We start from the raw sequence: 23,684 nt of genomic DNA on the forward strand, positions 1-23,684 counted from the left end.
CCTGGAAAAGAGAGGAGGTTCAAACTCACGCCGCGTCGAAATCCAGCGCAGCGGTCAGGTCGCCGGGCGGCGGGCCGCCGGCGGCGCGCATCGCCTCCTCGCGCAGGGTCAGCCCCGGCAGCTTGCGCAGGCCGAAGCGGCGGGTCAGGAAGCGGGCGATCGAGCCGGTGTCGTAGATCGTATGGTCGACGTGGCCCTTCTTCGCATGCGCCGACACGATCACCGCCGGGATGCGCGAGCCCGGTCCCCAGCGGTCGCCCTTGGGTGGTGCCACGTGATCCCACCAGCCGCCGTTTTCGTCGACCGTGATGATCACCAGCAGGCCGGGCCAGGCGGGCGACTGCTGCAGCGCTTCGACTACGGTCATGATGTGGCGGTCGCCGGCGTCCACGTCGGAGTAGCCGGCGTGCATGTTGAGATCGCCCTGCGGCTTGTAGAAGCTGACCGTCGGCAGCGTGTTGGTGGCGATCGCGGCGAGGAAGTGATTGGTCTCGGCCGTCTCGCCGACGCCGGCGTCGCGCAGGTGCTTCTCGCGCGCGGCGGTGCCCGGCGCGTAGGCGGCGAAGTAGTTGAGCGGCTGGTGGTGCGGCTGGAAGTTGGGCCGCTGCGGGAACTCGGCCTGGTCGCCGTCGCCCTTGCCCTCCAGCGCCAGCTTCCAGCCGCCGGCGTACCAGGCCCAGTCGACGCCCGCCTCGGAAAGCACGTCGCCGATGGTCGCGTGCTTCTGCGACACCAGCGTGTTGGCGCTGTTGGGGTCGGCATGCTTCGGATCGTTCGGATCCTTGGAGAAGCCCGGCGAGTACGGCGGCCCCATCGTGTTGACCGCCCAGAAATCCGGCGTGAGCGAGCTGGGCGCCAGCGCCTCGGGCTTGCCCTGCATCGCGCTGGCGGGCGAGTCGTGGGCCATCTTCAGGCGGATGTCGGTGGCCTCGCCGCTGACCGTCTGGGCGATGTTGAAGCGCGCCGGGCTCGCGTCGGCATGCGGGTAGTACGGCGGCTGCGCGGCGACGAGGTACTGGTGGTTGAGGAACGAGCCGCCGAAGGCGCCCATGAAGAAGTGGTCGCACAGGGTGTACTGGCGCGCCAGCTGCCACAGCCTGAGGTTGGCCGCGTTGTCGCCGTAATAGCCCATCACCAGCGCGCCCGAGTCGCCCCAGGCCACGAAGCCGTCGTTCCTGCCGCCGTTGATCTGGCGCTGGTTCTCGTAGAAGCGGTGCCACAGGTCGCGCGTGACCACGCCCTGCGGCAGCGGATCGCCGCCGCCGGTGCGCAGCGCCCACGGCGCGTTGGGCAGGCCGCTCAGGTCCTCCTGGCGCACTACGTACTTGCGGTGGTTGACCACCTGCTCGTGCGGCGCGACACCGTGCCATATCGCCGGCAGCGTCTTCAGCAGCGTGCCGTCGCGGTCGCGCTGGCGGTACTGCTCGGGCTTGAGCGCGGACAGCGGCTCGGCCACGCCGGGGAAGTTGGCGAACAGGTTGTTGAAGCTGCGGTTCTCGGCGTAGATCACCACCACGCGCTGGATGCGCTCGCGCAGCAGGGCGTCCAGCTTCGTCGTCGAGGCCGGAACCGGCTTCGCGCCGGCGATGGCTTCGGCGCCGGCGCCGCCGAGCGCGAGGCCCGCGCCCGCCGCGGCCAGGCCGCCGAGCAGGCGGCGGCGTTGCGGATCGGAGGGTTGGTCGTCGGTGTCGGGGGGCAGCGGGAGGTCGGACATCGTTCGGGTTCCCTGGCGTCAAAGCCGTGAGTATGCCGGCATCCGGCAAGCCGGGTCTCAGCCTTCCATCGCATGCGCCGCCTGCCACATCGACCGCGTCAACGGCCGGTTGGCATGCGGCGTCTGCAGCACCACTAGCGTGGTGGTGCTCACGCTGGGGTGGATCTTCAGCAGGCGGTCGAGCACCGTCTCCAGGTGCGCCACCGACAACGCGACCACGTGCAGCAGCGCCGAATCCTCGCCGGCCAGGCGGCGGCATTCGAGCACCTCGGGCACGTCGGCCACCAGCACGCCGATGCGCGAGCACACGCCGCCGTCGCAACGCAGGCGGACCATGGCGTCGATGCTGTAGCCCAGACGTTTCGGATCGATGACCGCGCGGTAGCCGGCGATCACGCCGGCGTCCTCCAGCCGGCGGACCCGCTCGGCCACGGCCGGCGCCGACAGGCCGACCTGCCGGCCCAGCTCCGCGTAGCCCTGCCGTGCGTCCTGCTGCAGCGCTTCGAGCAGCCGCCAGTCGCGCTCGTCCAGTTCCGGTTTCGATACGAAGGCCATGATGGGGATTCCCGATTCGTTCGGTGGCGAAGCATGGCATTTTGGACCGGATGCATCATTCCTGCGTGCCCGCACCGCCACTAGGATGCGCACTTCCCCGCACCGGATTCCCCCATGGATACCCCCCGCCTGGACGGGCGGACGCTGGCCCTGATCGGCGTCGCCCTGGTCACCTGGTCGAGCGCCTACGCGGCGATCGCCTACGCCCTGCCGGCGTTCACCCCCGGCGAGGTGGCGTTCGCGCGGCTGGGCATCGGTTCGCTGTGTTTCGCGCTGTGGCTGCTGGCCAAGCGCCCGGCGCTGCCGGCCCGGCGCGACTGGATGCAGGTGGCGCTGCTGGGCGTGATCGGCCTGACCGTCTACCACATGGCGCTCAACTACGCCGAAACGCGCATTGCCAGCGGGACCGCGGCAATCCTGATCTCGCTGGTGCCGGCGGCCACCGCCGCGCTGTCCGCGCTGTGGCTGCGTGAGCGGCTGCCGCTGCGCACGCTGGCCGGCCTGGGCGTGGCGCTGGTCGGCGTGGTGATGGTGGTGCTGGCCAGCGGCAAGCAGGTGAAGTTCGAGCCGATGGCGGCGCTGGTGCTGGTCAGCGTGGTCGCCTCGGCGATCTACTTCGTCGGGCAGAAGCCGCTGTTCGCGCGCTCGAGCGTGTTCGGCGTCACCGCCTTCACTTTCTTCGCCGGCACGCTCGGCGCCCTGCCGTTCGCTGTGCACCTGCCACAGGCGCTGGCCGCGGCGCCGTGGCCGCGCATCGGTGCGCTGCTGTGGCTGGGGCTGGCGCCGACCTTCATCGGCTACATCGCCTGGAACATCGCCATCCATCGCAGCTCGGCCTCGCAGGTGTCCAGCTTCATCTACTTCTCGCCGCCGATCGCGGTGCTGATCGGCTGGGTCTGGCTGGGCGAGCGGCCGGGCCTGCTGACGCTGGTCGGCGGCGCGGTGACCGTCGGCGGCGTGGTGCTGGCCAATGCGCGCCGACGTGCCGCGGCGCCGTCCCGGCCGGTGGCGATGGAGGCCAAGCCCTGTGAACACGGCTGAACCGGCCGTCGAGGTGCTGCCGCTGTCCGCCATGGGCGCGCAGTTGCCCGCGGCCTGGCAGTCGCGGTTGCTGGGTCGCGTCGGCGAGGCCCGGGTGAAGCTCACGCGGATGGATGGCGCGGCCTCGCCGGAAGAAGTGCACGATTACGCCGAGGCGCTGATCGTGATCGACGGCGAACTGCGCCTGCGCATTGCCGGCCGCGCCGTGCGCGTGTGCGCGGGCGAGCTCTGCCTGGTGCCGGCCGGCATCGCGCACGCGGTCGACGAAGGCAGCACCGGCACCCTGCTGATCCTGGACACCTGAAGGGAGAACCCATGTACGAGCTTTACATCGGCAACAAGAACTATTCGTCCTGGTCGCTGCGGCCGTGGCTGCTGATGGCCGAGCAGGGCATGCCGTTCGAGGAGCGCCAGGTGGCGCTGCGGGACGGCTCCAGCTGGGACGCCTTCCGCACCTTCGCGCCCAACGGCAAGGTGCCGTGCCTGCGCGACGGCGACACGGTGGTGTGGGATTCGCTGGGCATCGTCGAGTACCTGGCCGAGCGCCATCCGGGCGTGTGGCCGGGCGACGCGAAGGCGCGCGCCTGGGCGCGTTGCGCCACGGCCGAGATGCATTCGGGCTTCACCGCACTGCGCGGGACCTGTCCGATGAACTGCGGCGTGCGCGTCGAGCTGCATGGCATCGATGCGCCGCTGCAGCGCGACCTGTTCCGCCTGGCAGAACTGTGGAACGAAGGCCTCGCGCGTTTCGGCGGCCCGTTCCTGGCGGGCCCGGCGTTCAGCGCGGTGGATGCCTTCTTCGCGCCCGTGGCCTGGCGCATCCTGAGCTACAACCTGCCGCTGGACGATGCCTCGCTCGCCTATGCGCAGCGCCTGCGCGAGCTGCCCGGCATGCGACGCTGGTACGCCGCGGCGCTGGCCGAGACCGTGCGGCTGCAGGACAGCGAGGACACCGCGCGGCGCGTGGGCTCGCTGCGCGAGGACCTGCGCGTACCGGCCTGAACGCTTCAGGCGGCGCGTCCGAGCCGGATCACCTGCGGATCGTCGGCGTGCTCCAGCAGCAGGCGCCGCACGCGCGCCTGCCAAAGCTCGCCGAACGCGCGCTGCCGTTCCGCCGTCGCGGCCGGCGCGAGCGCCTCGGCCATGCGTTCGCGCAGGTCGGGCACGGGCGGCACGCTGGCGAGGTCGAGCGTCACCTGTACCGCGTCGCCGGTATCGCGCCGCTGGAAGCGCACGCCGATGCCTTCGTCGGTCGATGCAAAATGCAGCAGGCCCTGCCGCACGAAGCGCCCGCCGATGCCGTGGAAGCCGTTGGACGCGGCCGCGCCGGTGACCAGGGTCAGCACCTGGGCGACCACGCCGGTGGTGCCTTCCGTCTCCGGGGCGGGCATGCGCACCGCCACGGCGCCGCGTTCGGCCGGCTCGTCCGGATACAGCGCGCGCAGCGCGGCGCGCGCCATCAGGTAGGCACCGGCGACGGTCGGGCAGGAATGTCCGGCCAGCCGCACTGCATCGGCATAGCCGTAGACCAGCAGGCCGTCGTCGGAGGCGCCCAGCAGCGCCGCCAGCGGATCGCGTACGGTGATGCGCGGCGCCAGCTCGAAGAACGAGGGAAACGCCACGCTCACTCGTCCGGCAGGCCGACGATGCCGAAATCCACCACCACGCCCTGCGCACCGCGCTCGCGGTAGCCGACCGTCAGGTGCTCGCCGAAGCGTTCGCGCAACTGCGCCAGCAGCGGCAGTGGGTCGTGGTCGTTGATGAAGCGCATCGTCTCGCCGGATCGCAGTGCGCCGAGCGCGCCGAAGATCGCCGAATGGCGGAAGCGGCGGGCGATGCCGCGGGCATCGAAGATGTGGACGTTCTGTTCGGGACTCAAGGTTGCGTGCATGGCGGGCACTCGATGATCGGGAGTGCCACCCTACGGCGGCCATCGCCGCGCGCCCATGATCTGGATCAGCCGCTTACGGCGTCGCTGGCGCGGCCGGCTGCCGCAGTGCGCGGCGCCGGCCGATGGCGGCGTAGGCACGCGCCAGCAGCGGGATCATCAGCAGGAAGAAATTGTTGTTGCCGGGCATGCGCCAGGCCGCCGCCAATGCGATGGTCGCGGCGGTGGGCAGGGTCAGCGCGCGCCAGCGCAGCGCATTGACCTCCTCGGGCGGAACGTCCGCACGCACCTGCGCCGGCCGCAGCGCGACCTGGAACAGCAGCAACTGGAAGAGGCCGGCTGCGAGCAGGGTGGCCGAGTAGAACACTTCCGGCACGCGCGCCAGCGGGTTGGAACTCATCAACGCGGTGGCGAAGGGCATGAACGCGATCATCATCAGCAGCAGCATGTTCGGCCACATCAGCCGGGGCACGTAGCCGTCCAGCACGCCGAACAGCCGGTGGTGCGCCACCCACAGCGCGCCGATGGTGAGGAAGCTCAGTACGAAACCCATGAAGCTGGGCATCAGGTGCGCCAGCGCGGCGAGGTAGGCGCCATCGTCGAGCGTGTCCAGCCGCGGCACGTGCACCTCGATCACCAGCAGGGTGATGGCGATGGCGAACACGGCATCGGAGAAGGCCTTCAGGCGTTCGAGCTGGGCGCCGTGGTTCATGCGTCGACCCTTGGGATCAGAGCTTCCAGGCCTTGTGGATGGCCACGATGCCGTTGGTGAGGTTGCGTACTTCCACGCGCCCGAAGCCGGCCGCTTCCATCATGCCCTTGAGCGTCTGCTGGTCCGGATGCTTGCGGATGGACTCGGCCAGGTACTGGTAGCTGTCCGCGTCGCCGGCGAACAGCTGGCCGAGCTTCGGCAGCACCTTGAACGAGTGGAAATCGTAGAGCTTGCCGAACAGCTCGCTCTGCACGCGCGAGAACTCCAGCACCAGCGCGCGGCCGCCGGGCTTCAACACGCGGCAGATGTCGGCCAGCGCCTTGTCCTTGTCGGTGACGTTGCGCAGGCCGAAGGCCATGGTCACCGCGTCGAAGGAGTTGTCGGGGAAGGGCAGGCACTCGGCGTTCAATTGCGCCCAGCGCAGGCCACCGACCAGGCCGCGGTCGGTCAGCCGGTCGCGCCCGACGCCGAGCATGGCGGCGTTGATGTCGCCCACCACCACCTCGCCCTCGTTGCCGACCACCGGCTTGAGCAGCGCGGCGATGTCGCCGGTCCCGCCGGCCAGATCCAGCACGCGGTCGCCACGACGCACGCCGCTGATCGCCACGAAATGGCGTTTCCACAGGCGGTGGACGCCGAACGACATCAGGTCGTTCATCAAGTCGTAGTTGCGCGCGACCGAGGTGAATACCTGGCCGACCAGCTTCTGCTTGTCGCCGACCGGGACGTCGCGGAAACCGAAATGGGTGGTCTGGGGCTGCTCGCTCATGGGCCGCAATGCTACAGCCTTTCGCTTTGGCTCCCTCTCCCCTCCGGGGAGAGGGTTGGGGTGAGGGGCCGGGGCTCGCCGGGATGTCCGCGGGAGCGTGTTGCTTGTGTGTCGCTTTTTGCGAGGCGCTTCCGCGACTTGGCTCGCCTGCCGCGGGCTTCCGATCGCCTGACGGCGCTCGGGTCACTTTTCTTTGCTGGCCCAAAGAAAAGTAACCAAAAGAAACGGCCTACTCAGCCCGGGGTGAGATAAAAGCTAGGTGCCACTGCGCCTTGCTGGGTGGGTCTCTTGCTCTTAGAGGAGCTGCCGCCGCTTTACCCTCGGGCGCTCGGGAGCTGAGGCAAGGGAGGGATACTCGCCGTGTGGAGTTCACCGCGGTGTTGCAGAGCGGGCACGGGCATCGGTGTTTGCGTGATGTATGTGGTGACTTGCTAGTGGGCTGAAGCCCACCTACGGTGCAACGGTACGCTCGTCGGGTGGGCTTCGGCCCACCAGCCCCTCAACTGCAGCCCCTAGCCGCGGCGGGGATGGCGTCCACGCAACGGAAAGGGCGGCCAGCACCGACGCCGTCAAACACACGGCATGCCTCCCTCGCCTCAACTCCCGAGCGCCCGAGGGTAAAGCGGCGGCAGCTCCTCTAAGAGCAGGCGCTTACCCATCAAAGCGAGATGGCACCTAGCTTTTATCCCTCACCGGGCTGAGCAGGCCGTTTCTTTTGGTTACTTTTCTTTGGGCCAGCAAAGAAAAGTGACCCGAGCGCCGTCAGGCGATCGGAAGCCCGCGGCAGGCGAGCCAGGTCGCGGAGGTGCCTCGCAAGAACGCACACAAGCACCACGCCCCCGCGGACATCCCGGCGTGCCCCGGCCCGTCACCCCAAACCCCTTCGCTCAGGGCGAGGGAATTGGAGTTGCCCGCAGGCTCGTTGCATCATTTAGTACATAAATGTAATATAGACGAAGCAGGCACATCCCCATGAGCAGCTTCCTCCCCACTGAACAACGCCTCGCCGTCACCCGCCGGCGCCATCCCGCGTTCCCGCGCGGCCCGGCCGTGCTCGTGCGCCTGGTCAAGCACCTGCACAAGCGCATCCATGACGACGCCAACGCGGCGCTCAAGCCCTTTGGCCTCAACCATCCGCAGTACAACCTGCTGATGATGCTCTACGGCACCGACGGCGACGGCCTGAGCCCGTCCGACCTGGCCAGGAGCTCGGGCGAGAAGGCGGCCAACATCACGCGGCTTACCAACGAGCTGTGCGAGAAGGGAATGATCGAGCGCGCCGCCAGCGAGGACGACCGCCGCAAGCTGCTCCTGACGCTGACGCCCGCCGGGCTCGCCCTGATCGAACGCCTGCTGCCCTCGATCTGCACGCTGCTGGACGAGCAGACCGAGGGACTCACCGCGCGCGAACAGGGCGAGCTGGAGCGTCTGCTCAAGAAATTCCTCGGCGGATTCGACCGTCGCGGCTGAAGGCTCTGCCCACCATGTCCGCCACCACAACCGCCAAGCTGACGCGCTGGCCCTGGCTGGGCGCGTTCCTTGCCGAGGAATCGCGCGCCTGGCTGTTCGTCGCCAAGTCGCTGCTGGCGATGTACGCGACAGCGTGGCTGGCGATGTGGCTTAAGCTCGAGCAGCCCTCGACCGCGATGATCACCGTGGCGGTGGTGATGCACCCGCACAGCGGCATGGTGCTGGCCAAGAGCTTCTACCGCGCCCTGGGCACGCTGGCCGGCAGCCTGTTCGGGCTGGCGCTGATCGCGCTGTTCCCGCAGCAGCGCGAGCTGTTCTTCCTCACCCTGTCGGCATGGCTGGCGCTGTGCGCGGGCGGCGCCACGCTGTACCGCAATTTCATGGCCTACGGCTTCGTGCTGGCCGGCTATACGGCGGCCATCGTCGCGTTGCCGGCGATCGGCAATCCGCTGGAGGTCTTCGATTCGGCGGTAATGCGCGTGAGCGAGGTGCTGCTGGGCATCCTGGTCGCCGCCGTATTCAGCGACCTGCTGCTGCCGCAGCGCCTGCGGGTGGTGCTGCGGCAGAGCGCGCGCACGCAGTTCGCGCGCTTCATCGACTTCGTGCGCGAGAGCACCGGCGGCGTGCTGCCGCGTGCGCGGATGGAGCAGGCGCACCTGGAATTCGTGCGCGCCGCCGTGCACCTGGAGGACCTGCGCGCCTCGGTGATCTTCGAGGATCCGGAAGTGCGCACGCGCAGCGCCCGCATGCGCCTGCTCAACCAGCGCCACATGGCCGCGGCGACCAGCTTCCAGTCGCTGCACCACCTGATCAACCGCCTGCAGCGCCGAGGCCGCGACGCGGTGGCGCAGGCGCTGATCGCGCTGTACCGGCCGATCGGCCAGGCGCTTGCCGTGCCGTCGGCGAAACAACACGATCCGGGCGTGCTGACCGGGCGCCTGCGCGCCTGCGTGGATACGCTGCCGGCGCACGCCGCGGCCTTGCGCGAACCGTTCGGCGAGCCCGCGGCCCGGCTGGAGTTCGATACCGGCGCTGCGCTGGTGTTGCGCTTCGCCGACGAGCTGGCCGACTTCACCGCGGCGGAAGCCTCGCTGCGCACCGGCAAGCTGCGCGGCAGCGTCGAGCGCGTGCACTTCCGGCGTGGCAACGACCTGGCCGGCGCCGCGGTGACGGTGCTGCGCACCTTCCTGACGATGATCGTGCTCGCCGCCTTCTGGCTGGCCAGCGGCTGGGCCTTCGGCGGCAGCGCGATGCTGCTGGCGACGATCTTCGCCGGATTGCTGGCGGCCTCGCCCAATCCCGTGGCGGCGGCCACCCGCACTCTGTACGGCTACGCCGGCGGCATGGCCGCGGGTTTCGTGGCGGTGTTCTTCCTGCTGCCGGGGAGCGACGGTTTTGCCATGCTGGTCTGCGCCACCGCCGGGCTGCTGCTGATCGGGCCGTACCTCGCCACGCGCGATACGTTGCCGGGCGTCGGCGCCGGCTACACGCTGGGCTTCGTCTACATCCTCGCGCTGAAAAATCCGATGGTGTACGACCCGACCCACTTCCTCAACGACGTGATCGCGCAACTTTTGGGGTTGGGCCTGTCCGGCGTCGCCTTCATGGTGCTGCCCGGCGTGACCGGCACGCAGTGGCAGCGACGGCGCCAACTGCGCCTGCTGCGCGGACAGGTCACGCTGGCGGCCACGGCGCCGCTGGAGGGACTGGCCTGGCGGTTCGAGAGCGTCAGCCGCGACCTGCTGCAGCAGGTGGTGGCGCACACGCGCCCGGACAGCGACGAGTCGCGCCACCTGCTGGCCTGGTCGCTGGCGGTGCAGGAAAGCGGGCGCGCCGTGATCGAGCTGCGCCAGGACCTCAGCGTCGGCGATCTGCCCGCCGGCGCCCGCACCGCCGCGACGCGTGCGCTCGACGCCGTCGCCGCGCTCTATCGCGCCCCCGACGCCGCGCGCTGGCAGGCGGCCGATGCGGCCGTGCTCGATGCCATCCATGCCACGCCGCGCGGCGCTTCGGTGCGGCGCCACCTGTACCAGTTGCGCGGCGCGCTGCGCGACGAGGAGTCGCCACTGGCGGCATACATGCCTTCGCCGGAGGTCGCCCATGCCGCCTGAAATCGAGTTCTACGGCGTGCTGCTGCCCGGCCTGCTGCCGGTGTTCCTGCTCAGCCTCGCGGTGATGGTGGTGCTCGACCTGGCGCTCGGCCGCTCGGGCCTGTACCGGCGCCTGTGGCATCCGTCGCTGTTCCGTTTCGCCCTGTTCGTCTGTCTGTTCGGCGCCGCCGGACTGTTGCTGATCCGCTGATCTTTCCCATGAAAACCGTTTCCCTGCTCCGATTCCTGGTCACCGCCGCCGTGGTGGTGCTCGCCGTGCTGCTCGGCCACGCGCTGTGGAAGCACTACCTGTACGCGCCGTGGACGCGCGACGGCCGCGTGCGCGCCGACGTGGTGCGGGTGGCGCCGGACGTGTCCGGGCTGGTCGACCGCGTGGCGGTGGTGGACAACCAGTTCGTGCACAAGGGCGATCCGCTGTTCACCATCGACCAGGCGCGCTTCCGCAATGCCGTGGCCCAGGCGCAGGCCAACCTCGCCGCCGCCGAGGCCGGCGCGCGCGCAGCCGGCGCCAACATCAGCGCGGCGCTGGCCAGCGCCAAGGCCAGGCAGGCGCAGTACCGCATGTACGCCGAGCAGGCGCAGCGCCGCGAGCAGGTGGGCGACGTGATCTCGCGCGAGGCGCGCAGCGACGCGCAGGCCACCGCCACGGCGGCACGCGCCAGCTGGCAGCAGGCGCAGGCCGGCGGCAACCAGGCCAGCGCCGCGCGCGAGCAGGCCGCAGCGGCGGTCGAGCAGGCGCAGGTCGCGCTCGATCGCGCCCGGCTGGACCTCGATCGCACCGAAGTGCGCGCGCCGGTCGACGGCTACGTCACCAACCTGGCCGTGCGCGTGGGCGACTACGCCGCCACCGGCACGCCGCGGCTGGCGCTGATCGACGCGCACAGCTACTACCTGTACGGCTATTTCGAGGAAACCAAGCTGCCGCAACTGCGCGTGGGCGATCCGGTCGACGTGCGGCTGATGGCCGGCGGCGTGCACCTGAAGGGCACCATCACCGGCATCGCGCATGGCATCACCGACCGCGACAATCCGGCCGGCAACGACCTGCTGGCGGACGTCAATCCGACCTTCAACTGGGTGCGGCTGGCGCAGCGCGTGCCGGTGCGCATCGCCATCGATACTTCGCAGTTGCCGCCCGGGACGGTGCTGGCGGCGGGGATGACCGCGACGATCGAGGTGCATCCGCGCGAGATTCGCTAGGGAGTTCCGGGCGAGCCCCGGCCCCTCACCCCGACCCTCACCCCGACGGGGAGAGGGAGTCATCCCCGGCACCTTGAAGCTTCAGCGCACGAGCAGCCTCGCGCCCTCTCTCCTCCGGGGAGAGGGCTGGGGTGAGGGGCCAAGGCTGGCGAAGAACTCCCGACGAAGCGGAAACCCGCTGCGATGCTCAGCGAGAAGCGGCCAGCCGAGTCAGCCGCAACTCCAGCCACCGCTTCACGTCCGCCCACTCGCGATCGAGGATCGAGTAACACACCGTATCGCGCAGGCTGCCATCCGGTCGCCGCCGGTGCGCGCGAAGCACGCCCTCGCGCTGTGCGCCGAGCCGCTCGATCGCCCGCTGCGAATCGAGGTTGCGCCCGTCGGTGTGGAATTCCACCGCCACGCTGCCCATCCGCTCGAACGCATGCTCCAGCAGCAGCCGCTTGCAGGCCGTGTTGAGGTGGCTCTTCTGCCAGCGCCTGGCGTACCAGGTGTAGCCGATCGCCGCGCGCGGCGGGTCGTCCACGATGTCGTAGAACCGCGTGCTGCCGACAAGCTCGCCGGTGCTGCGCTCGCGGATCGCGAACGGCAGCATTCTGCCGTCGCGCTGCCCGGCCAGCGCCTTTTCCACATAGGCGGTCATCTCCCCCGGCGCCGGTACCGAGGTGAACCACAGCCGCCACAGCTCGCCGTCGGCCGCCGCCGCGTCCAGCGAGGGGATGTGTTCGGCGCACAGCGGTTCGAGGACGACGTGCGCGTCCGAAAGCGTGGCAGGTGTCGGCATCGGGATCAGGCGTCCAGGTCGGGAATCAGCTTGCTCTCCAGACGCGTGATGGCGTCCTTGAGCAGCAGCTTGCGCTTCTTCAGCCGGGTCAATTGCAGCTCGTCGCGCGCCGGGTGCGCGGCCATGTGGCTGATCGCCGCGTCGAGGTCGCGGTGTTCCTGGCGCAACTCGGCCAGGCGGCGGGCGATCTGGATGGGATCCTGGACCTGCATGACGGGCGGCGGGCGTGCGGAACAGAACGCCAGTGTACCGCCGCGGGCCGGGTCCGGTGGCGCGGTACAATGACACGCTATGTCCACCCCCGTTCTTCCCGATGCCCGCGGCGAGCGCAAGCGGGCCCATGAGGCCGCGCGGCTGGCCAAGCGGCTGCGCCACCAGGTCGGCCAGGCGATCGTCGATTTCCAGATGATCGAGGAGGGCGATCGCGTGATGGTCTGCCTGTCCGGCGGCAAAGATTCCTACACCCTGCTGGACCTGCTGCTTTCGCTGCAGGCGAAGGCGCCGGTGCGCTTCGAACTGGTCGCGGTGAACCTGGACCAGAAGCAGCCGGGCTTTCCGGCGCATGTGCTGCCGGACTACCTCGCCGCGCGCGGCGTGCCGTACCACATCATCGAGCAGAACACCTACAGCACGGTCACCCGCGTGATTCCCGAGGGCAAGACCATGTGCAGCCTGTGCTCACGGCTGCGCCGCGGCGCGCTGTACCGCTGGGCGGCGGAGAACGGCATCACGCGCATCGCGCTGGGCCACCATCGCGACGACATCCTGGCGACGTTCTTCCTCAACCTGTTCCATGGCGCCAGCCTCAAGGCGATGCCGCCGAAGCTGCGCTCGGACGACGGCCGCCACGTGGTGATCCGTCCGCTGGCCTACTGCCGCGAGAGCGACATCGGCGAGTACGCGCAGGCGCGCGCGTTCCCGATCATCCCGTGCAACCTGTGCGGCTCGCAGGAAAACCTGCAGCGCAAGGCGATCGGCCGTATGCTCGCCGACTGGGATGCGCAGCATCCGGGCCGCTGCGAGAGCATCTTCCGCGCACTGGGCAACGTGGCGCCGTCGCAGCTGGCAGACCGCAACCTGTTCGACTTCGCCGCGCTGGGCGCGCGCGAGGGCGCCGCGCGTGCCGACGCGCACGGCTGGCTGGCCGGCGACCCGGTCGCAGCCGGCGACGACGGCATTTAGACGTCTATACTTCCACTTTTCAATGCGAGTCCACCACGTGTCCCACTTTGCTTCCGTCGAAATGGCCCCGGGCGATCCGATCCTCGGCCTCACCGAGGCCTATCTGGCCGACCCGCGCCCGAACAAGGTCAACCTGGGCGTGGGGATCTACGTGGATGAGCAGGGCCGCATCCCTCTGCTGCGCGCGGTGCGCGAGGTCGAGCAGGCGCTGGCGGCGCAGGCCAAGCCGCGCGGCTACCTGCCGATCGACGGCCTGCCGGCCTACGATGCGCTGACTCAGCAACTGCTGTTCGGCGCCGACTCGCCGCTGCTGGCCGCCGGCCGCGTGGCCACTGCACAGACCATCGGCGGCAGCGGGGCGCTGCGCGTGGGTGCCGACCTGCTCAAGAAGGTGCTGCCGAAGGCGCGCATCGCGATCAGCAGCCCGAGCTGGGAAAACCACCGCGTGGTGTTCTCCAACGCCGGCTTCGAGATCGTCGACTACCGCTACTACGACCCGTCCACGCATGGCCTGGATTTCGCCGGCATGCTGGAAGACCTGGGCCGGCTCGAGCCCGGCACCGTGGTGCTGCTGCACGCCTGCTGCCACAACCCCACCGGCGTCGACCTGGACGCGCAGCAGTGGCAGCAGGTGGTCGAGCTGGTCAAGGCGCGCAACCTGCTGCCGTTCGTCGACATCGCCTACCAGGGCTTCGACCAGGGCATCGACGCCGACGCCACGGCGATCCGCCTGTTCGGCGCGTCGGGCATCGACGCGTTCGTGGTGGCGAGCTCCTATTCGAAGTCGTTCTCGCTGTACGGCGAGCGCGTGGGAGCGCTGTCGATGGTCGGCGCCGACCGCGACGAGGCCGCCCGCCTGCGCGCCAAGATCAAGCAGACCATCCGCGCCAACTATTCCAGCCCCGCCACCCACGGCGGCGCGCTGGTCGCCGGCGTGCTCGGCAGCGCGGAGCTGCGGGCTATGTGGGAAGCGGAGCTGGGCGAGATGCGCGGGCGCATCCACGCGATGCGCGCGGGCATGGTCGAGAAGCTCGCCGCGCACGGCGCGCCGCAGTTCGGCTTCATCCAGCAGCAGGCCGGCATGTTTTCCTACTCGGGCCTGACCCGCGCGCAGGTGGATCGGCTGCGCGAGGAATACGGCATCTACGCGCTGGGCACCGGGCGCATCTGCGTGGCGGCGCTCAACCGCGGCAACCTCGACGTCGTGGCGGAGGCCGTGGCGGCGGTGAGCCGCTGATTCGCTTTCCCGAAGGCCGGTTCGACTTCGCTGCGCTTCGCTCGAGGCGGACGGCTATCGGCTAATCTCAACCGTTCGCCCGGAGCGCAAGGGCCCACGTCGAAGGGCTGCCTCGGCCCCAGGGCGAACGTTTCCCAACCGGATTTCGCATGTTCTTCCGCAATCTCACGCTGTTCCGTTTCTCCCCCGCCGTCGCCGAAGACCTTTCCCGCCTCGAGGAGGCCCTCGGCGAGCATCGCCTGCGCCCTTGCGGGCCGCTGGAGCTCTTCACCAAGGGCTTCGTGCCGCCAATCGGGCGCGGCGAGGAAGCCGCGCTCACGCATGCGGTCAAGCACTGCACCTGGGTCTCCGTCGGCGGCGAGGACAAGCTGCTTCCGGCGGCCGTGGTCAACGACGAGCTGCACCGCCGCGTGCAGAAGATCGCCGAGGAGGAAGGCCGCAAGGTCGGCGGGCGCGAACGCAAGCGCATGAAGGAGGACCTGCTCAACGAGCTGCTGCCGCGCGCCTTCGTGCGCAGCTCGCGCATGTCCGCCTACGTGGACCGCCAGCACGGCTGGCTGGTGCTGGATACGTCCAGCCGCAAGTCGGCCGAAAACGCGTTGACCCAGATGCGCGAGGCGCTGGGCAGCTTTCCCGCGGTACCGCTGGCGCCGGAGGAAGGCCCGCGCGTGCTGATGACCGACTGGCTGGCCAACGGCACGCTGCCGGCCGGCCTGGCGTTCGGCGACGAGGTGGAGCTGCGCGATCCGGGCAGCAACACCGGCGCCATCGCGCGCTGCCGCCGGCAGGACCTGGAGAGCGAGGAGATCAAGGAACACCTGCGCAACGGCAAGCAGGTGTTCCAGCTCGGCCTGGTGTTCGACGACCGCATCAGCTTCGTGCTGGGCGAGGACCTGGTGCTGCGCAAGCTCAAGCTGCTGGACGTGGTGACCGACGAACTGGCCGACAGCGCTCCCGATGCCGCCGCCGAGCTGGACGCCCGCTTCGCGTTGTTCACGCTGGAGCTGGAGCGCCTGCTGGGCAAGCTGGAGGAGTGGTTCGGGCTGCCGCGGCCCAAGGACGCCTGACCGCTTCTGCGCCCTCTCCCCTCCGGGGCGAGGGCTGGGTGAGGGGGGTGCCCTTGCGGGGTACCCACTATCAAGACGTGGCTCTGTTTGGGCCTTCCCGCGAGCCCCGGCCCCTCATCCGCCCCTGCGGGGCACCTTCTCCCCGCAGGGGAGAAGGACGAAGGTGGGGCGTCAACGCCAGGTGAACAGGCCCCGAAGCCCGCGGCCGTCCGCCATCCAACCCTTTCCTCACACCCCCCGTTGCAAGGTTATGCTCTACCGACGGGCCCGGGATCATGGCAGCACAACTTCAAGGCGATTGGCTGGAACTGGCAACGGCGAGCGGCAGCACCATCCGCGTGCTGAAGGCCGCGCATCCGCGCGCGCGGCGCCTGCGCCTGACGGTCACGCCGAAGGGTGCGCGGGTGTCCTATCCCAACGGCACGCACCCGTCACAGGTCAGCGCCTTCCTGCGCAGCCACGCGGAATGGCTGGAGAGGAAGCTCGATGAGCTCAACCTCATCGTCAAGCCGCTGCCGCCGCTGCGCGTGGGCCACGCCACCGAATTCCCGCTGCGCGGCGAGACCACGCTGCTGGACTGGGCCGAGGGCCCGTATCCGCGGGTGGAGTCCTTCGACGGCGGCCTGGTCCTGGTGATTCCCCGGCCGCACACCCGCGCCCTGCCGGTGGCGCGCGGCCTGCTCGCCTCGCATTTCGAGGCGCAGATGCGCCGCGACGTCTCGCGCTGGATGGCGGCTTACGTGCCGCAACTGGGCCTGGCGCCCACCTCGCTGCGCATCCGCCCGATGAAGAGCCTGTGGGGCAGCCTGGACACGCGCGACCGGATCAACCTCGACCTGGCGCTGGCGCTGGCCCCGCCGGCGGCGCTGCGCTACGTGCTGGCGCACGAGCTGTGCCACCTGAAGGTGCGCAGCCATGCGCCGCGCTTCTGGGCGCTGGTGGCCACGCTGTTCCCCAACTGGCGCGAACAGCGTGACTGGCTGCGCGTCAACGGCGCCACGCTGAAGGCGGAGCTGGACCGGCTGGTGGCCGACGTGGCGGACTGACCGTTGCACTGTTGCCGCCGGCACCGACTGCGCTGCGTTCCGGTTAAGTTCGCCCCATGCACCATGCTGTTCTGCCGTCCACTGGCGGCAGTCCGTCCTTCCATTGCCGCCCAGGTTCGCCCATCGTGTTCGACAAGGTGCTGGTCGTCTGCATCGGCAACATCTGCCGCAGTCCCACCGCGGAATACCTGCTGCGCCATCGGCTGGGCGCACGCGCGACCACGATCGAATCCGCGGGCCTGGCGGCGCTTGCCGGCAACCCGGTCGATCCGTTCGCCGGCGAGCTGCTTGCCGAACACGGGATAGACGCCTCCGCCCACCGCGCGCGCCAGCTGGACGAGGAGGCCGTCGCCGGCGCCAACCTGATCCTGGTGATGCAGCGCTCCCACGTCGCCAGCCTGGCCAAGCGCTGGCCGCATGCGGTGGGGCGTACCTTCCTGCTCGGCAAATGGCAGGGCGAGCGCGAGATTCCCGACCCCTACCGCCAGCCGCGTGCCGCCTTCGAGCAGGCCTACCGGCTGATCGACGAAGGCGTCGATGGCTGGCTGAAGCACCTCTGACGGCCCGCCGCTTGCTATCGTTGCGCGCGGGAACGGCAGGCCGGTCGGAACGGGGCGACCGCGCCGCGTCGAAAGGGGTACACGGCAGGAAGGCATCGCTGTCCGGGCGCAAGCGCCCTGGGCAGGCATGCGGGCGTCAACTTGGGGGTGAGTCATGGACCTGGATGCGCGCATTCTGGTGACGGGGCAGTGCGGCTGGGTCGGCCATGCGGTGGTGCGCCGGCTGTGGGCCGCCGGCTACGCCAACGTCCGCTTCCTGGCGCCAGGCGAAGTGGACCTTGCGCGGCAGGCGTCGGTCGAAACATTCCTGTTCCGCGAGCGGCCCGAGTACGTGGTGCTGACCGCCGCGCGGGAAGGCCCCGGGGGCGACCGCTCGGGCGAGTCGATCCGCGAGAGCCTGGCGGTGCAGGCCAACGTGATCCATGCCGCGTGGCGGGCCGACGTGCGCAAGCTGTGCTTCCTCGCCTCCTCCAATATCTATCCAGCCGGCGCGCTGCCGCCGTTGCGCAGCGGCGCGCTGCTGTCGGCGGCGATCGAGCCGGGCGAAGGCGGCGATGTGCTGGCGCAGATCGCCGGCATCCGTATGTGCCAGGTCTACCGGCGGCAGTACCGGTTCGACGCCGTCAGCGCGGTGCCGGCCGAGCTTTACGGCCCAGGCGACAGTCCCGGCGCGCAGGCCGGCGTACTGCCGGCGCTGGTGCGGCGCCTGTACGAGGCGCAGGCGGCCGGCGCACCCGAGCTGGCGATCGATGCGGCGCCGGCGCGGGACTGGCTGCAGGTGGACGACTTCGCGGATGCGGCGTTGTTCCTCATGCGGCGCTACAGCGGCGACCTGCCGGTCAACGTCGGCGGCGGAGAAACGATGGCCTTTGACGACCTGGCCCGGATGGCGGCGGAGACGGCCGGCTACCGCGGCAGGTTGCTGTTCGGACGCGCCGCGTCGCCGGTGCGGGCGACGCCCGAAGGCCTGTGGCTGAACACGATGGGGTGGGCGCCGTACATGCCGCTGCGCGACGGTGTGGAGCAGATGTGCGCGTGGTATCTGCAGGGCGCGGGCGCGGTGCTGGCATAAGCATCGGCGCGCAGACGGCGCTTCCGCGAGGCATCATGTGAGTTTGCCGCGACCGGCTGTTCTTCACGCAGGCGCCGGCAAGGCACGGTTGAGGTTGCCCGCTGCACGACGCGGCAGGCTGGATGGAGATGTCGATGGTTCCGGTGATTCTTTCTGGTGGCTCGGGTACGCGCTTGTGGCCGCTATCGCGCGAGTCGTATCCGAAGCAGTTCCTGCCGCTGGCCGGCACGGACACCATGCTGCAGGCGACTTGGCTGCGCATCGCGCCGCTGGCCTCGGCGGCGCCGCTGGTGGTGGCCAACGAGGAGCACCGCTTCATGGTGGCTGAGCAGTTGCGCCAGGTCGGCTGCGTACCCTCCGCGATCCTGCTCGAGCCGGTCGGCCGCAACACTGCGCCGGCCATCGCGGTGGCCGCCCTGCAGGCCACCCGCGAAGGCGCCGATCCGCTGCTGCTGGTGCTGCCGTCCGACCACGTGATCAAGGATGCGGCCGCATTCCAGGCGGCCGTGCGGCGGGCCGAGCCGGCCGCGGCGCAGGGGCGCCTGGTCACCTTCGGCATCGTGCCGGATGCGCCGGAGACCGGCTACGGCTACATCCGCGCCGGCGCAGCGATCGCCGACGGCGTGCGCCAGGTGGCGCAGTTCGTGGAGAAGCCCGACGCCGCCACGGCGCAGCAGTACGTCGCCTCGGGCGAGTACGTCTGGAACAGCGGCATGTTCCTCTTCCGCGCGTCGGTGTTCCTGGCGGAACTGGCGCGGCAGCAGCCGGCCATGCTGGCGGCCTGCCGAGCCGCCGTCGAGGGCGCCTCGCGCGACGCCGACTTCGTGCGGCTGGACAAGGCGGCCTTCGCCGCCTGTCCGTCCGATTCGATCGACTACGCGGTGATGGAACACACCGACGCGGCCGCTGTGCTGCCGATCGACGTGGGCTGGAACGACCTCGGCAGCTGGTCGGCGCTGTGGGAAGTGGCCGAGCAGGACGGCGACGGCAACGCGCACCACGGCGACGTGCTGGCGCAGGACTGCCGCAACACGCTGGTCTGGGCCGAGGGCCGGCTGGTCGCGCTGCTCGGCCTGGAGAACGTGGTGGTGGTCGACACCGCCGACGCCGTGCTGGTCGCGCACAAGGACCGCGTGCAGGACGTCAAGGGCATCGTCGCCCGGCTCAAGGCCGAAGGCCGCGGCGAGCCGACCAGCCACCGCAAGGTGTACCGCCCGTGGGGCAGCTACGACTCGATCGACGTGGGCGAGCGCTTCCAGGTCAAGCGCATCACGGTCAAGCCGGGCGCGTCCCTGAGCCTGCAGATGCACCACCACCGTGCCGAGCACTGGGTGGTCGTCAGCGGCACCGGCCGGGTCACCCGTGGCGACGAGGTGCTCACGCTGACCGAGAACCAGAGTACCTACATCCCGCTGGGCGTCAGGCACCGGCTGGAGAACCCGGGCCGGCTGCCGCTGGAACTGATCGAGGTGCAGTCCGGCAGCTACCTGGGCGAGGACGACATCGTGCGCTTCGAGGACGTCTACGGGCGCGGCTGATGCCGCGCCTTCCGGTAGGTGGCGAAGGTAGGGAAGGGGCCGGGCGGGGCGGCTCCGCCTGCGTCGTCAGCGCGGCGGGTTCGTCGGCGGCGAGCGTTCGAAGCTTCCCGCCTCGCCAGGGAACACCACCGGACTCTCGTAGCCGTCCGGCGACACCGCCGAGACGCCGAAGAACCAGTCGTCGATCACCACGTCCTTGAGCACCGCCTGGTCCACGTCGCCGACCGCGCGGGCGTGCTGCCATTGCGGTGCGGTGGTGTCGCGCCAGTGCACGCGGTAGCCGGCGGCACCGGCTACCTTGCGCCAGCTCACCGTGGTGTCGGTGGCCAGCGCGCCCTCGATGTCGACGCCGGTGGGAGGCGTGGGGGCGCGGCTCAGGCTCGCCATGGTGATGGCGTTGAGCGCGGTGACGTGGGCGAGGTAGCGGAAGTCGATGCCGTCGAGGGTGTCGCCGTAGCCGGGGCGCAGGTCCTGGTGCTGGCGGGTGTAGTCCTCGTGGCCCTCGGTCACGCGCACCGCCGGGAAGCCGGCCTGCAGGAACGGCACCTGGTCGCCGCCGCGGCCGTAGCGGTCGGTGCGGTACACCATGTGCACGTCGAAGTCCGGCAGATACGCATCGGCGAGGCGGTCCATGTATCGCGCCAGGTTGCGCGAGGGCGAGTCGACCTCGCCACCGTGGTAGCGGCGGTAGTCGGCCTGTTTCAGTGTCTCGTTGCTCCTGGTGCCTTCGGAGAACACACGCACCACGGTGTTGTCGCGCACGCCGTTCTGGCCGCGGCTGTTGCCCACGATGTCGTTGTTGAGCTCGGCCTCCACGCGCCAGCCGTGCGCCACCGCGTAGTCGGCGAGCACCTTGCCGCCGTACAGGCCCTGCTCCTCGCCGGATAGCGCGGCGAACACCAGGGTCGCGCGGTTGTCCTGCTTCGACAGCAGCCGCGCGGCCTCGATCAGCGCGGCCACGCCGGAGGCATCGTCATTCGCACCGGGCGCATCGTGGGTGGTATCCATCACGTCGGTGACGCGCGAGTCCAGGTGGCCGGTGATCACGATCACGCGGTCCGGGTCGGCGCTGCCGCGCTTGATCGCCACCACGTCCATCACCTCCACCGGCTTGGGTGCGCGCTTGCCGGTGAACATCTGGGAAGGGGTGACGACTTCGAGGCAGCCGCCGCAGTCCTTGCCGATCCGCTCGAAGCGCGCCTTGACCCAGCGCCGCGCCGCGCCGATGCCGCGCGTGCCGGACCTGGTGTCGGAGAGCGTGTGGCGGGTGCCGAAGCCGACCAGCGCGGTGATCGTGGCGCGCAGTTCGTCCTGGCTGGGCGCCTGGGCCAGGGCGTGCAGTTCCGGATGCTCGAGCGGCTGCGCCGGTGGTTCGGCGGCCAGGCTGGCGGTGGCGAGGGCGAACAGCAGCGCGGCGAGCAGGGCATGGCGCATCGGATTGGGTCCCCAGCGGCAAAGGCCTACCTTAGCGCGGGTGGGCGTGCCGGAGCCCGTGGCGCGCCGGCGGCGTCCGGACCCGCCTCGTCATTGTTCCGATGGGTCCCGCATTCCGGGCTTTACACATATCTCTATTGCGCGTAAACAGGGGCCGTCCAGACTCTGCCTGTCGCAGCCGCGACGGCCCTCTGGAGACCCTTCATGAAAACGCCCACCTGCCTTCTGGCCGTAATCCTCGCCTCTACCTTCGCCGCGGCCACGCCGGCGATGGCGGCACCGGCACCGTCCGACAGCCCGGCGTCCGCCGTGCCTGCCGCGCCCAAGCTCGACGCCGCGATGCGCTCGCTCTGGCACGGCCACGTCGTCCACACCCGCGAATATGCGATGGCCGTGCATGTCCACGACACCGCCAAGGCCAAGGCCGCGGCCGATGCGGTGGTGGCCAACGCCAAGCAGATCGCCGATGCGGTCGGCGGCTTCTACAGCAAGCCGGCCGGCGCGCACATGCTCGAATTGCTGGCGGGCCACTGGGGTGGCGTCAAGGCGCTGACCGACGCACGTGCCGCCAACAACAGCGCCGCCGAGAGCAAGGCGATGGCCGACCTGCAGGCCAACGCCACCGCGATCGCCAAGTTCCTCGCCGGCGCCAACCCCAACCTGCCCGAGAACGCCGTGCAGGGGCTGCTGGCCACCCACGTAGCGCACCACTCCACGCAGATCGAACAGATCATGTCCGGCGACATGAAGGGCGAGCAGGCCACCTGGCAGATGATGCAGGCCCACATGGACGTCATCTCCGATGCGCTGGCGGCAGCGATCGCCAAGCAGTTCCCGGCCAAGGCGTCCTGAGCATGAGCGGACTCGCACGGCTCGGAAGCACCCAGCAACGCCTGCTGCGCCAGTTGCTGATGGCGCCGCAGGGCCGCTCGGTGGAAGAGCTGTGCGAGTGCCTGCGGATCAGCCACAACGCGGTGCGCCAGCACCTGAGCGCACTGCTCGCGCGCGATTACGTCGAGCGCGGGCAGGCGCGTGCCACCGGCGGCCGACCGCAGGCGCGCTACCGCCTCAGCGAGGGCGGTCGCGCGCTGTTCCCGCGCAACTACGGCCTGCTCAGCACCGCGCTGCTGGCCAAGCTGCGCGAGCAGTACGGCCCCGCCGCGCTGGAGGAAATGCTGCAGGACCTCGGCCGCACGCTGGGCGGCCACGAGGTGCCGCTGCCGCCGGAGGCCAGTCACGACGAGGTGGTGCAGCGGCTGGCCGGCCAGCTCGACGCGCTGGGCTACGAGGCGGTGGTGGCGCGGCACGGCCAGGAGCCGCAGGTGGAAGCCTTCAACTGCGTGTTCCATGCGCTGGCGCGCAGCGTGCCGCAGGTATGCAAGTTCGACCTGGCCTACATGGAGGCGGCCAGCGGGCGGCGCATCCACCACATGGAATGCATCATCCGCGGCGGCCACGTATGCCGCTTCCGCGTGGGCGACGCCAAGTGCTGATCCATCCCAGGAGCCCACTCGTGGGCGATGTTCTTCGCCACCGCACCCAGGAGCATCGCCCACAAGCGGGCACCTGCAAGCGCATGGCTCCTCACCACTGCGTCCGGCCGGGCAGCAGGCCCTTCAGCTCCGCGTCGGTGAGGTTGCGCCATTGTCCCGGCCGCAAATGGCCCAGCCGGACGTTGTCGATGCGCACGCGGCGCAGTTGGGTCACGCGGTAGTCGAACGCCGCCGCCATCAACCGGATCTGCCGGTTCAGCCCCTGCGTGAGCACGATGCCGAAACCGAACCGGGCGATCTTGCGCACCTTGCACGGCAGCGTGGTCTGGCCGTGGATGCGCACGCCGCGCGCGAGGCCGGCGAGGAACGCGTCGGTCACCGGCTTGTTCACCGCGACCAGGTATTCCTTCTCGTGGCGGTTCTCCGCGCGCAGTATCTCGTTGACGATATCGCCGTTGCTGGTCAGCAGGATCAGCCCCTCCGAATCCTTGTCCAGCCGACCGATCGGAAACACCCGCTGCGGATGGTCCACGAAATCGACGATGTTGCCGGCTACGCTCCGGTCGGTGGTGCAGGTGACGCCGACCGGCTTGTTGAGCGCGATGTAGATGGCCTTCTTCGCCGACGGCGTGGCGGCCAGCACACGCATGCGCACCAGCTCGCCATCGACCCGCACTTCGTCGCCGTCGAGCGCCTTGGCGCCGGTGCCGGCCACCTCGCCGTTGATGGTGACCCGTCCGGCCACCAGCCATTCGTCCGCCTCGCGGCGCGAGCACAGGCCGGCCTCGCTGATGTATTTGTTGACGCGCAT

The 23,684-nt window shown here is 70.1% G+C and carries 26 protein-coding genes; 16 read left to right on the forward strand and 10 right to left on the reverse strand.

All coding sequences use genetic code 11. The features are described 5' to 3' along the window. Nucleotides 1–25: 25 nt before the first annotated feature. Both acpA and AAIL17_RS01605 read right to left on the reverse strand, forming a co-directional pair. A complete protein-coding gene (acpA, locus tag AAIL17_RS01600; protein WP_424681052.1) occupies nucleotides 26–1,714 on the reverse strand; it encodes an acid phosphatase in 1,689 nt (562 codons plus the stop codon). Between the two features lie 57 nt (nucleotides 1,715–1,771). Beyond that, on the reverse strand, nucleotides 1,772–2,269 hold the full coding sequence (locus AAIL17_RS01605) for an Lrp/AsnC family transcriptional regulator (RefSeq protein ID WP_424681053.1): 498 nt from the start codon (nucleotides 2,267–2,269) through the stop codon (nucleotides 1,772–1,774). 114 nt (nucleotides 2,270–2,383) lie between these two features. Here AAIL17_RS01605 and AAIL17_RS01610 point away from each other — a divergent pair, with 114 nt between their 5' ends. The 3 genes from AAIL17_RS01610 to AAIL17_RS01620 are packed head-to-tail and all read left to right on the forward strand — an operon-like array spanning nucleotide 2,384 to nucleotide 4,312. Then, nucleotides 2,384–3,310: a DMT family transporter gene (locus AAIL17_RS01610; protein ID WP_424681054.1), complete on the forward strand. Its 927-nt coding sequence runs from the start codon at nucleotides 2,384–2,386 to the stop codon at nucleotides 3,308–3,310. Further along, nucleotides 3,297–3,614 carry a cupin domain-containing protein gene (locus AAIL17_RS01615; protein ID WP_424681055.1) on the forward strand — a complete coding sequence of 106 codons (318 nt, stop codon included), beginning with the start codon at nucleotides 3,297–3,299 and terminating at the stop codon, nucleotides 3,612–3,614. Before AAIL17_RS01610 ends, AAIL17_RS01615 begins: the two co-directional genes overlap by 14 nt. Before the next feature lie 11 nt (nucleotides 3,615–3,625). Next, nucleotides 3,626–4,312: a glutathione S-transferase family protein gene (locus AAIL17_RS01620; RefSeq protein WP_424681056.1), complete on the forward strand. Its 687-nt coding sequence runs from the start codon at nucleotides 3,626–3,628 to the stop codon at nucleotides 4,310–4,312. Nucleotides 4,313–4,317: 5 nt separating this feature from the next. Here AAIL17_RS01620 and AAIL17_RS01625 read toward each other — a convergent pair whose 3' ends face one another. From AAIL17_RS01625 to ubiE, 4 genes are all read right to left on the reverse strand, one after another. Continuing rightward, entirely contained in the window at nucleotides 4,318–4,932 is a 615-nt protein-coding gene (locus AAIL17_RS01625) for an FmdE family protein (protein ID WP_424681057.1), read from the reverse strand. A gap of 2 nt (nucleotides 4,933–4,934) precedes the next feature. Continuing rightward, on the reverse strand, nucleotides 4,935–5,201 hold the full coding sequence (locus AAIL17_RS01630; protein WP_424681058.1) for a DUF2249 domain-containing protein: 267 nt from the start codon (nucleotides 5,199–5,201) through the stop codon (nucleotides 4,935–4,937). A 73-nt stretch (nucleotides 5,202–5,274) separates the two neighbouring features. Beyond that, entirely contained in the window at nucleotides 5,275–5,910 is a 636-nt protein-coding gene (locus tag AAIL17_RS01635) for a TMEM175 family protein (protein ID WP_424681059.1), read from the reverse strand. A 16-nt stretch (nucleotides 5,911–5,926) separates the two neighbouring features. After that, nucleotides 5,927–6,679, reverse strand: a complete 753-nt coding sequence (ubiE, locus tag AAIL17_RS01640) for a bifunctional demethylmenaquinone methyltransferase/2-methoxy-6-polyprenyl-1,4-benzoquinol methylase UbiE (RefSeq protein WP_424681060.1) — start codon at nucleotides 6,677–6,679, stop codon at nucleotides 5,927–5,929. A 972-nt stretch (nucleotides 6,680–7,651) separates the two neighbouring features. Here ubiE and AAIL17_RS01645 point away from each other — a divergent pair. The 4 genes from AAIL17_RS01645 to AAIL17_RS01660 are packed head-to-tail and all read left to right on the forward strand — an operon-like array spanning nucleotide 7,652 to nucleotide 11,460. Beyond that, the gene (locus tag AAIL17_RS01645; protein WP_424681061.1) at nucleotides 7,652–8,149 is read left to right on the forward strand and encodes a MarR family winged helix-turn-helix transcriptional regulator; all 498 of its coding nucleotides are present in this window, start codon (nucleotides 7,652–7,654) and stop codon (nucleotides 8,147–8,149) included. Nucleotides 8,150–8,163: 14 nt separating this feature from the next. Next, a complete protein-coding gene (locus AAIL17_RS01650) occupies nucleotides 8,164–10,260 on the forward strand; it encodes an FUSC family protein (protein ID WP_424681062.1) in 2,097 nt (698 codons plus the stop codon). After that, a complete protein-coding gene (locus tag AAIL17_RS01655) occupies nucleotides 10,250–10,450 on the forward strand; it encodes a DUF1656 domain-containing protein (RefSeq protein WP_424681063.1) in 201 nt (66 codons plus the stop codon). Before AAIL17_RS01650 ends, AAIL17_RS01655 begins: the two co-directional genes overlap by 11 nt. 8 nt (nucleotides 10,451–10,458) lie before the next feature. Beyond that, nucleotides 10,459–11,460, forward strand: coding sequence for a biotin/lipoyl-binding protein (locus AAIL17_RS01660; protein ID WP_424681064.1), 1,002 nt, complete (start codon nucleotides 10,459–10,461; stop codon nucleotides 11,458–11,460). 187 nt (nucleotides 11,461–11,647) lie between these two features. Here AAIL17_RS01660 and AAIL17_RS01665 read toward each other — a convergent pair whose 3' ends face one another. Together AAIL17_RS01665 and AAIL17_RS01670 are read right to left on the reverse strand one after the other, a co-directional pair. Further along, nucleotides 11,648–12,244, reverse strand: a complete 597-nt coding sequence (locus AAIL17_RS01665; RefSeq protein WP_424681065.1) for a GNAT family N-acetyltransferase — start codon at nucleotides 12,242–12,244, stop codon at nucleotides 11,648–11,650. Between the two features lie 5 nt (nucleotides 12,245–12,249). Then, entirely contained in the window at nucleotides 12,250–12,456 is a 207-nt protein-coding gene (locus AAIL17_RS01670; protein WP_424681066.1) for a YdcH family protein, read from the reverse strand. Nucleotides 12,457–12,535: 79 nt separating this feature from the next. Between AAIL17_RS01670 and ttcA the strand changes: the two genes are divergently transcribed. From ttcA to AAIL17_RS01705, 7 genes are all read left to right on the forward strand, one after another. Continuing rightward, nucleotides 12,536–13,426, forward strand: coding sequence for a tRNA 2-thiocytidine(32) synthetase TtcA (ttcA, locus tag AAIL17_RS01675; protein WP_424681067.1), 891 nt, complete (start codon nucleotides 12,536–12,538; stop codon nucleotides 13,424–13,426). A gap of 37 nt (nucleotides 13,427–13,463) precedes the next feature. Next, entirely contained in the window at nucleotides 13,464–14,663 is a 1,200-nt protein-coding gene (locus tag AAIL17_RS01680) for an aromatic amino acid transaminase (protein ID WP_424681068.1), read from the forward strand. Nucleotides 14,664–14,812: 149 nt separating this feature from the next. Beyond that, on the forward strand, nucleotides 14,813–15,730 hold the full coding sequence (locus AAIL17_RS01685; RefSeq protein ID WP_424681069.1) for a recombination-associated protein RdgC: 918 nt from the start codon (nucleotides 14,813–14,815) through the stop codon (nucleotides 15,728–15,730). Between the two features lie 275 nt (nucleotides 15,731–16,005). Then, complete coding sequence (locus tag AAIL17_RS01690) at nucleotides 16,006–16,776, forward strand: M48 family metallopeptidase (RefSeq protein ID WP_424681070.1); 771 nt, start codon at nucleotides 16,006–16,008, stop codon at nucleotides 16,774–16,776. Nucleotides 16,777–16,832: 56 nt separating this feature from the next. Beyond that, nucleotides 16,833–17,336 (forward strand): low molecular weight protein-tyrosine-phosphatase, encoded by a 504-nt coding sequence (locus AAIL17_RS01695; protein WP_424681071.1) that lies wholly within the window; start codon nucleotides 16,833–16,835, stop codon nucleotides 17,334–17,336. A 154-nt stretch (nucleotides 17,337–17,490) separates the two neighbouring features. Continuing rightward, nucleotides 17,491–18,408, forward strand: coding sequence for an NAD-dependent epimerase/dehydratase family protein (locus AAIL17_RS01700; RefSeq protein ID WP_424681072.1), 918 nt, complete (start codon nucleotides 17,491–17,493; stop codon nucleotides 18,406–18,408). A 128-nt stretch (nucleotides 18,409–18,536) separates the two neighbouring features. Further along, nucleotides 18,537–19,946, forward strand: coding sequence for a mannose-1-phosphate guanylyltransferase/mannose-6-phosphate isomerase (locus AAIL17_RS01705; RefSeq protein WP_424681073.1), 1,410 nt, complete (start codon nucleotides 18,537–18,539; stop codon nucleotides 19,944–19,946). A gap of 66 nt (nucleotides 19,947–20,012) precedes the next feature. Here AAIL17_RS01705 and AAIL17_RS01710 read toward each other — a convergent pair whose 3' ends face one another. Further along, nucleotides 20,013–21,380, reverse strand: a complete 1,368-nt coding sequence (locus tag AAIL17_RS01710) for a M20/M25/M40 family metallo-hydrolase (protein WP_424681074.1) — start codon at nucleotides 21,378–21,380, stop codon at nucleotides 20,013–20,015. Between the two features lie 204 nt (nucleotides 21,381–21,584). On the opposite strand from AAIL17_RS01710, the gene AAIL17_RS01715 reads away from it, so the two are divergent. Together AAIL17_RS01715 and AAIL17_RS01720 are read left to right on the forward strand one after the other, a co-directional pair. Continuing rightward, nucleotides 21,585–22,232 (forward strand): hypothetical protein, encoded by a 648-nt coding sequence (locus AAIL17_RS01715; RefSeq protein ID WP_424681075.1) that lies wholly within the window; start codon nucleotides 21,585–21,587, stop codon nucleotides 22,230–22,232. 2 nt (nucleotides 22,233–22,234) lie between these two features. Continuing rightward, nucleotides 22,235–22,873: a helix-turn-helix transcriptional regulator gene (locus AAIL17_RS01720; RefSeq protein ID WP_424681076.1), complete on the forward strand. Its 639-nt coding sequence runs from the start codon at nucleotides 22,235–22,237 to the stop codon at nucleotides 22,871–22,873. Between the two features lie 91 nt (nucleotides 22,874–22,964). Here AAIL17_RS01720 and AAIL17_RS01725 read toward each other — a convergent pair whose 3' ends face one another. Continuing rightward, nucleotides 22,965–23,684 (reverse strand): pseudouridine synthase, encoded by a 720-nt coding sequence (locus AAIL17_RS01725; protein ID WP_424681077.1) that lies wholly within the window; start codon nucleotides 23,682–23,684, stop codon nucleotides 22,965–22,967.

This window comes from Frateuria sp. YIM B11624 (genome assembly GCF_049727805.1).
GTDB lineage: Bacteria > Pseudomonadota > Gammaproteobacteria > Xanthomonadales > Rhodanobacteraceae > Frateuria_A.